Raw genomic sequence first — 8,169 nt, 5'->3', positions numbered from 1 at the left:
GTGTCTGCGTGCCATGATTCGTGAATTTCCTCCTGTGCCCATTCTCGGACACGAAACTCACACAAACACTGGACTCCTTACCGGGGACCCAACCAAATACCCCAGACCTTTCCGTCTTCTTCACGGAAGAAACTGCCATCGGCAGGCACGCCCGGGATGGCGTCCGCGGCACCATCCCAGAGCTGGATAACCCCAATCCCTGTGTAGATGCGGTTGAGGGTTGTAGAATCCGGGACATGGAACTTGGCTCCGCCGAATATAACCCAGATTGTTCCGTTGTGCTCGCGTAGCAGAGTCCCATCAGCTGGGATCAAGGGAATGTCGTCGACCGCATGATTCCAGACTTGATTCACCGTGCTCAGCCCAAAAATCATTCGAAGGATGAGTGGATCCGGGACATGGAACCGAGCAGACCCATAGATGACCCAAGTCGTACCATCCTCTTCCCTGAGTAAAGTGCCATCGGCCGGTATTTGAGGAATATCGTCCAAGGACCCCGTTGTCTTTCTAATTTGGGTGCCAGGAAAGAGTCTTTCCAGCGTCGCCGCGTCCGGGACATGAAACCTGGCCTTACCGTATATGACCCAGATCTCACCGTTACTGTTTTGGATAACCGCGCCGTTCCGCTGCCAGGCCGACTGCCAGACTCCTGCGAACCCTTCAGCTGAGTGCAGCAGGGGTTCTAACTCTTCTTGCCTGACACCCATGGCCTGAAGATCGGCTACAAGATCGGGAAGGAGCCCGACGTGTACTAGCCCGTCTTGGTTGACATCGAAATCGCGCTTTCCCGCCGTGCACTTATCCATCACCACCCCCTCGCCGGTGGTGAACGGGTAGACCACCTCGGGGAGGTGTGGCCCGAAGACCGACGTTTGCTGGTAAATGTCAGGTCCCGTCCTGGGACCAGGTACGCCGGCGAAGCCATTGAAGTCGGTTCCGATGGCGACAGGGCCGCCCTGCATCTTCTCGACTGCGTAAAGTAACGCCTGGGCGAACGTGTTTGTGGATTGCCCAATGACATGTGGCACTGATGTGCCGTCAGGACGAGTCCAAGTCGCAACTTCGTCGAGTTCGCCCTGGGATATGATCGGGGCGACCATTCCTCCCAGCCGCCGGATGCGATCAACATCGCGGAGGGAAAGCTGAGTTTCGTTGTGCTTCTTCCCCATCAGGATGTCGTTGAACCCGGTGTGTCCCGAGATCACCGGGTAGCTCTCCGCCTCAGCGAGGTCCAAGGTGTCTTGTCGTGACTGATAGGACATGTGATCAATGTCGAACATGATGCCGTAGTTCATGAGTTCGCGAAGTAGTGTCCGGCCGAGTGGCGTTAGCCCTTGGACATTCCTTTGATCGAAGCCCAGATCGGGGGCCGGAACGGTCGTGATGCGGTTTGGCAGAAGAACGGATCCCCAAGGGGTGCTAAGGGAGGCGGCGTCAAGCACCTGATCAATTTGGGAGTACTCGGTACCGTTCTGATGCGCGGTTCCACCAAACATGTTGTCTGCAAAATGAATGGGAAAAACATAACGCACTCCCATGTCATAGGCCTCCTTGACGGCCGCGACTACGCTCGGCTCGTCAAGGAGAGGGAATTGGCCAGCCGCGGTCCACGGTATTTGGGTCGGGTTCACCGGGGGATAACTGTTGAACAGATAGTCAACCTCAATGCCGAGAACAACAGCTAGCTTTCCCTGACCCATGACATCGATGGCTTCTAGTGGATCATCTACTATCCGATACCAGCCTTTGCCGGCACCCCCGTATTCACTATCGATCTCCTCCTGAAGTTGCCGCGCTCCTTCCAACTGCAGCCAGACGGACTGCATGTCGTTGCCGGTGTTTCCATCAGCTCGCCTCATGAACCAGAAATGAGCCAGCCACTCGTTATTGACCGCGAGCATCACCATCAGACGCAGACCACCGCGCCACGCTCGTTCCAGCCAATCCCTGTGCACGACTTGATGTGTGACGTTGTCGAAACGAGGCCACCCATCGAACTCCGGGTAGCCACCAACCTTATGACCGAATCCGAAGGGATAGCCGTAAACCCTTCCCATCACCCAGGCAGCAGCGTCGCCAAGCCCTCCCGGTCCGTGAGCTCCGTCGCACCAAGGAACCGCGTCCTCCAGTCTTCCGCGTGGCGAACCAAAAAATTCAACCCCGCCGAAGCCCAGATTCGCGAACTGGTGACAATGAAGATCTGCAAATCCATAAATTGCCACAGTTCACCTTCCAAGGACAGCTCGAGTGCTGACACCCGCCGCGGCCTGTTTGCCCGCCCGCAAAGCTTGCTTAATCAGCGTGACGGCGAGAATTGCCAGAATCACGGCAATTCCTCGCTCCAGGGCTCCGGACCCAAGATCTGGATCAGCCCCGGCAAATTCTTCTAGCCAGTCTGGCCAGAAGACTGTAAGGGCGCTTAGTGTCGAGAAAAGCCCTCCGAGGGAGAAGAGCGTCAAAGTCTTTACCATTTCGGGTTCTCCATCGATCTAACGGATGCAAAGAGCGCGTTCCCGTCGTGGCGGGTCAATTCGCGGTACCACTGCCAGTTGAACAGCTAATGTTCACTTTAGCCACCGGTCGTGGAGACAATTCGGTTTGAGAATGCTCCCTAGGCCGTCAACTGTCAAGTGCTTTAGGTAGTTCGGTGAAAAGCCCTAGCGAACCCCGTTCGTGGTGCTATATGTAGCGGGCTTTTCATCCCTAGTAGCCCCCCTCGACTCCCTATACGCGGCCAGGGCAGCACCCCTAATACCCCCATTAAGGTCCATAAACTCTAGCCCTGTGTTGGACGTCGGCGTACACTTCCGGTCAATAGAATCAAGGGGGAATGGTGAGCGACGCTAACGGTGGAAATGAAGAACCGCCCCCGAATGGCAAAAATACGTCAGCCGGGAATGGCTCAATTTCAAAGCGGATCGGTTGGCGCCCGATTTTCGCCGCCATTGTCTTGATCTCGATGATCGTGGCCATCGTTTTGGGCGGGGTCAACCTCCTGGGTTATCTCACTAAAATGCCTGCAGGCAGTCCATCTGAAGTTACCCTAACGATTTGGATCATTCTCGGTGTCGGCGTCTTACTCCTGATGCTTATGGCAATCGCGGTGCTCTCCTATCTTATAAATGGAAAGGGGGCACAAAGAGAGGCGCTCGGATTACCTGAGGGTAGTGTGAGCGCAGTTATTGCCCTCACACTCCTGCTGATCTTTGCGATCTTCACAATCTATTTGTACGGGCAGATCCGGGGGGTGAGTCAGACGGATTCGTGTCTACGGGCGTTACAGCTGACGCGTTGAAGACTCTTCCCCAGGACCGGATAGTGTCCCTAGATGTGGAAAACCAGGGCAACTCTGACACCGGTGCCGGCCGCACCTACCGAGTAAAACTCGCAGCAGCGCACCCGGCTAGCGACGATTACGCGAAGTCTGCGGCTGCGACTATCGGCACACTAGTGACCGCGGTGGCCGGTTTCTACTTCGGGCAAAGGGCCACGACGTCGGTGCTTAGCAAAGTTCAAGGCGATGGCAGCAAGACTTGAATAATGTAATCCTCGAGCGGCGTCTGACTCATCGCGTGCGTCTCCATACCCGTTCCAAAATCTTGCTGAGGCCGGTTGATTTAGGGAGCTTGTCAAGGCGGCAGGGGCACTGCGGAAGGCCTATCAAGCGCCCTCAACGGGTGGGCGAAAGGACCGAGCTGCGGGACCTGGCCTTTGCGTCATGCAGGATGAGGGGCAGGATCTTTTACCGGTTAGGTACCCGTGGCGGATCGGGGTTGGGTGACGTAAGCTGCGAAATAATCTTAGCGTCAACATTGCGTACAGGACACCGAGAACGCCGAACGCTGGACTCAAACTCATTAATACAGGCCTGTAGAAAGTAATCATCGCGGTAGCCCGCAGCCTCGCGGCACGAACAGATGAGGCTGAGCGCAGTAAGAGTGCCAACGGGGCCGTGTTTCACGCATAAACCCTCGGAACAGCCGGTTGTTCAAACCGTCGCCGCAAGGGTCCAGGAGCAGCTGGCTTTCAAGATGGAGAAGCAACTTGAGGAATTCCTGATCCACAACCGGGCCGGCACGTCCCTCGGCACTCGCCATCGTGGCGGCGGAGGCGCAAAAACCCCACTTTAAAAATAGGGGCCAGGCAAGGACCTTTGGGTATTGCCCGGCCCCTGGCGTAGTGCCACATTTGGTGCCATGGCCGAGGAAACTATTCCTCAGGGAGAAGCCTCTTCGCGCCGGACTTGGCAATGGTCCTGGTGGAAAGCACTTCTGGGGGCCGCGGCGGTCATCGTGGTGCTCGGGGGAGGACTACAGAGCGGAATCATCGGCTCTACTCATCTGATGGACCACCTCAACATGCTGCTGATATTGCCGCTGACATTTTTCTTCGCCGGACTAAGCATGTTCGGTTGGGCCTACTGGCGAGGTGGGCGAAAGATTGAACTCGAGACGGGCCTCCAGATCATCGGCGGCGCCGGCGTTTGTTCCCTGATCTCCTACGCCCTTGTCATGGGCACCAATGCGGACGAGACCTGCAAGCTTGATGAGCGGCTCGCTGGCCCCTTTTATGAGCAGTTGCGAGAAGCTTGCTATGGCGGTGTTGGTGCCTTTCGGCTGCTGCAGCACTACAGCGCCCCATCGTGGTGGATTGCGGGCATAGTCACCGGGGCCCTGGCCGGGACTGGGTTGTATTGGATGCTGCCGCACCATCCGGTGGATTCATCAACGTGAAGCGTTATCTTTAGCGCTACGGGAGTTCAGCCAGCGCCGCAGTCGCCCCTCAGGGCGGTCCCTGGCCAGCTCCTTCTCAGCTTCGAGACTGAAGTCCCTCCAAAAATCCCTCAACGGGAACTCTGCGTGGAGCTCCTCGTAAGCCGCCATGTCGAACCGCTCCGCATCATAAAGCCGGGCAAACCGATGAGCGAACACCGGCTCGCCGGTCTGTTGTGCCCTCTGGATGTACTTTTCTTTCCACGGCAGCATCTGTTCTCCCCTCTTGGGGGAGTAGAACACCCGGTCCATCTTCAGCCGGGCTTCCACCTCGCGCGCCATCCGTGCCATTTTGGGGGGCCCGACGATGACCACGACGTCCAGCGCATAGCTGACCTCTTCTTCATCCGCAAAGATGGCCGCGGCTCGTTCCTTCAACTTAGCCCGGCGGTGTGGCGCTGAAATGGAGCGGGACGCCTTCCTTGTCGCTGCGAGGAAGTTGACGTAGGCCTCTCGCCGTTTCTCCTGGAGCCAGCGGAGATGCTCCCGTGCGTCTGCTCTCCGGAAGCCAAGGACAGTATTCCAGGCGCTCCAGATCAGGGCGGCGACCGTCGCGATCGGCAGCAAGGGCGCCAAGAAGCTCACGATTGCTGCAAAGTCCATCCCATACCTCCAAAGGCGACAGGGGGCCATCTGTCCCCGAGCTCAGGCTACTGCTCGTCGACGGGAGATGGCCCAACGGCGCCGCGTGAGCCACCGCGCCAGGGTGGATTCCCTTGGCGACCGGCCCGTGATCGGCAGTCGGCCCTCGGCCTCACGAGCGGCGGGAGAGACTGGGGCAGGGGTTCGTGCTGATGCACATGAACCGCTCGGGCCGGACAGTCTCCTGGGTCAGCTTCCAGTCGCTCGGGATGGCGAAGCGGCCTGCCTGTGACAGCATTCGGTCGGTCACCTTGTCCTCGGCCGACCGGACCACGAAGGACGCCGTGACTCCCAGAACCAGAAGAACCACCAGGAGCAACCAGCTTCTGCGCCTAACTGGATCCCCCAATTCCTTCCTGATCCGACCAGCCTAACCCTGCCCCACCACCCTCAACAGACACACCTTTCGGGTGCTCGAAGGCTGTCAGGGCCGGGGAGCACCATGGAGGTATGATGGCTCCAACTGTGGAGGCTGCGATCCACGAACTGATGGATCTCGCCCGGAATGTTGTTTACGACCTGCTCGAGGAGCGGGGATTGCTCGGGGACGGGTTGTTCGTCGAGGAGTTCACCGGCATCCACTCTGGCTGGACGGGCCCACCCGGTCCACCGTCGTCCACTCGAGGGAGGTCGCGGTGCTGTTCCTCGACACCCGGCCGGTCGACGCCATCCCCTTCCACCACGATCTACCGGGCGCCGACGACCCGGCCAGCTTCTTCACGCTGCCGGAGTAAAAGCCGTAAGGGCTAGTCGTGGTCAGCGTGTGGTAGGCCTTGAACCCAGTCCGGTGAGGACAGGTGCCGGCTTGAATCCCTTGAAGGTCAGGTAGAGCCCCAATGACAGCTCCCAGAGGAAGATTGGAATGGTCGCAACCGCCGACAGAACGGAAACCTGGTCGTTGATGCCGAACATGGTCGTTATTGCCGAGATGAGCAGCAGCGGGGCGCCAATGAGCCCCATCACCGGGATGAAGCGCGATACGAGCCCTGAGCGGAATAGCAGGTAGCCCAGCAGCAGGGCATTGATGGCCGGGACCATCCCGGGCCCTATGAGGAACGTCCAGTCCCGCACGTCCACGAGTGCTCGGGCTGCGGCGGTCAGTGAGCTGTGGTCTGTTCCGCTAGTTCCTGTCTGCCTCAGGGTCACGACTGCCAGGAGGCTGACGACGCCGATGGCGATAACGGCGGCTTCGAACATGCGCGAGGTGACAAAGCCGAGCGCGAGGCTTTCATTCTGTCGCCTAACCACTGGGAACAGGGCCACTGAAGTGCCCACGCAGGCTGCGGCGTTGACCAGGTCGAGCAGGCAGCCCCAGACCACGCTGGTGTCGTTGCCGGCGCTGGTGACGTAGTTCGGATCGCTCAGCACGGGTCCCAGAAGGAAGACGGCCGGAATGGAGCTGGCGAATGTCACGAGGTAAAACACACCGGCCGCAAGCGCGGCTTTTCTTGCTGAATTCAACGGTCCCCCATCTGAGTTTCCAGGTCATGCAAGCGAATGGCCACAGCCTAGCCGCCCGCAGCTGAGCACAGACAGGGGCCCATCTAGCGTGGCCTACCTGGGCGGTCCAGGCAACGGTTCCAGAATGACCTCCGCGACCAGCTCCGGCAGGTTGAAGAGGGCAAAGTGATCAGTTTCGATGTCCCGGACATCGGCGACCGCTTCCCGCGCCCAGGCTCTTTGATCTGCCCCTGTCAGGTTGTCCCGGGCACCGAGAAGCACAGTCGTCGGAATCTCGGTCCAGGCCTCCGCGGGGACCGGATCGGTGCGGGTCTTCTTCGTGGCGAATCGGCGGGGATGCTTTTTGAGACTGGTGCGGACCTCGTCAGGGAGCCGCTTGCCGGCTTCGTCCTCGTGGAGCCACCCGACCCCGCCGACGTGGATCCAGGGCGAGGACCACGCCCCTTCAGGGGTAGGAATGGCGAAGGCAATCCAGACCGTGGCGACGCCCAGGAGCAACTCGACGCCGGCCTGCAGCGGCCGGGACCGGTACGGTCGCCGCCGGCGTCGGGGGAGTGATCCCGCCGATGCTGTTCCTGGTGGTTTTCTACATCTCGATGATCTTGCTCTCGAACCAGATGTTGAACTCGACCCTGGAGGAGAAGGAGAACAGGGTCAGGGAGATGATCCTGACCACCCTGAACCCGACCACGCTGATCACGGGCAAGATCATCTCCCTGTTCATGGTCGGACTGGTCCAGATCCTGGTGTTCCTGGCCCCCGTTGGGCTCGCCTATCTGTTCTTCCGCGACTCCCTGGCCCTGCCTGAAATGAACCTGTCCTCCCTGGTCTTCGAACCCGGGCCGATGATCACTGGCACGCTACTGCTCGTCGGGGGGTTCACCGTGTTCACCGGGGTGCTGGCTGCCATTGGGGCGATCATGCCGACCGCCAAGGAAGCCGGGTCCATTTTCGGCCCGCTGGTGGCCATGATGTTCATCCCTTTTACACATTCAGCATGGTCATCTCGAACCCGGGCGCCCTCATCGTGCAGGTCTTCACCTACTTCCCGCTGACGGCCCCGGTCACCGCCTTGCTCTGCAACGCCTTCGGCATCCTCAGTCCCGCAGAGGCTGGCATCGTGATCGTGGAGCTCCTGGTCTTCGGGGCCCTCATCATCCGCCTGGCCGTCGACCTGTTCCGCTACGGCTCCATCGAATATGGCCGCAAACTCTCCATCGCCGGGACTTTTCGGCGGAGCGAGCTGGCTGCCAAGTAAGCAGCGTCTGGCCTGGGCTTTGGTACCCATTCCCGT

At 59.4% G+C, this 8,169-nt stretch carries 9 protein-coding genes; 4 read left to right on the top strand and 5 right to left on the bottom strand.

What is annotated here, in order from left to right:
- Positions 1-77: 77 nt before the first annotated feature.
- On the bottom strand, positions 78-2,222 hold the full coding sequence (locus AB0313_RS02020; RefSeq protein ID WP_366303234.1) for a membrane dipeptidase: 2,145 nt from the start codon (positions 2,220-2,222) through the stop codon (positions 78-80).
- 611 nt (positions 2,223-2,833) lie between these two features.
- On the opposite strand from AB0313_RS02020, the gene AB0313_RS02015 reads away from it, so the two are divergent.
- Positions 2,834-3,295 carry a hypothetical protein gene (locus AB0313_RS02015; protein WP_366303232.1) on the top strand — a complete coding sequence of 154 codons (462 nt, stop codon included), beginning with the start codon at positions 2,834-2,836 and terminating at the stop codon, positions 3,293-3,295.
- A gap of 901 nt (positions 3,296-4,196) precedes the next feature.
- Complete coding sequence (locus AB0313_RS02010; protein ID WP_366303230.1) at positions 4,197-4,733, top strand: hypothetical protein; 537 nt, start codon at positions 4,197-4,199, stop codon at positions 4,731-4,733.
- Here AB0313_RS02010 and AB0313_RS02005 read toward each other — a convergent pair.
- The 4 genes from AB0313_RS02005 to AB0313_RS01990 form a co-directional block, all read right to left on the bottom strand.
- Positions 4,725-5,375: a hypothetical protein gene (locus AB0313_RS02005; RefSeq protein ID WP_366303228.1), complete on the bottom strand. Its 651-nt coding sequence runs from the start codon at positions 5,373-5,375 to the stop codon at positions 4,725-4,727. The genes AB0313_RS02010 and AB0313_RS02005 overlap by 9 nt on opposite strands.
- A 151-nt stretch (positions 5,376-5,526) precedes the next feature.
- Complete coding sequence (locus AB0313_RS02000) at positions 5,527-5,724, bottom strand: hypothetical protein (RefSeq protein WP_366303226.1); 198 nt, start codon at positions 5,722-5,724, stop codon at positions 5,527-5,529.
- 446 nt (positions 5,725-6,170) lie between these two features.
- Positions 6,171-6,875 carry a DUF4386 domain-containing protein gene (locus AB0313_RS01995; RefSeq protein ID WP_366303224.1) on the bottom strand — a complete coding sequence of 235 codons (705 nt, stop codon included), beginning with the start codon at positions 6,873-6,875 and terminating at the stop codon, positions 6,171-6,173.
- A gap of 93 nt (positions 6,876-6,968) precedes the next feature.
- Positions 6,969-7,373, bottom strand: a complete 405-nt coding sequence (locus AB0313_RS01990; protein ID WP_366303222.1) for a hypothetical protein — start codon at positions 7,371-7,373, stop codon at positions 6,969-6,971.
- Positions 7,374-7,441: 68 nt separating this feature from the next.
- Between AB0313_RS01990 and AB0313_RS01985 the strand changes: the two genes are divergently transcribed.
- A complete protein-coding gene (locus AB0313_RS01985; RefSeq protein ID WP_366303220.1) occupies positions 7,442-7,930 on the top strand; it encodes an ABC transporter permease in 489 nt (162 codons plus the stop codon).
- On the top strand, positions 7,873-8,133 hold the full coding sequence (locus tag AB0313_RS01980; protein WP_366303218.1) for a hypothetical protein: 261 nt from the start codon (positions 7,873-7,875) through the stop codon (positions 8,131-8,133). Before AB0313_RS01985 ends, AB0313_RS01980 begins: the two co-directional genes overlap by 58 nt.
- The last annotated feature ends 36 nt before the right edge of the window (positions 8,134-8,169 follow it).

It is taken from the genome of Pseudarthrobacter sp. NPDC080039 (assembly GCF_040702335.1).
Classification (GTDB): Bacteria; Actinomycetota; Actinomycetes; order Actinomycetales; family Micrococcaceae; genus Arthrobacter; species Arthrobacter enclensis_A.
The sequence above is the reverse complement of the archived record's forward strand: the minus strand, read 5'-3'. Positions and strand labels throughout refer to the sequence as shown.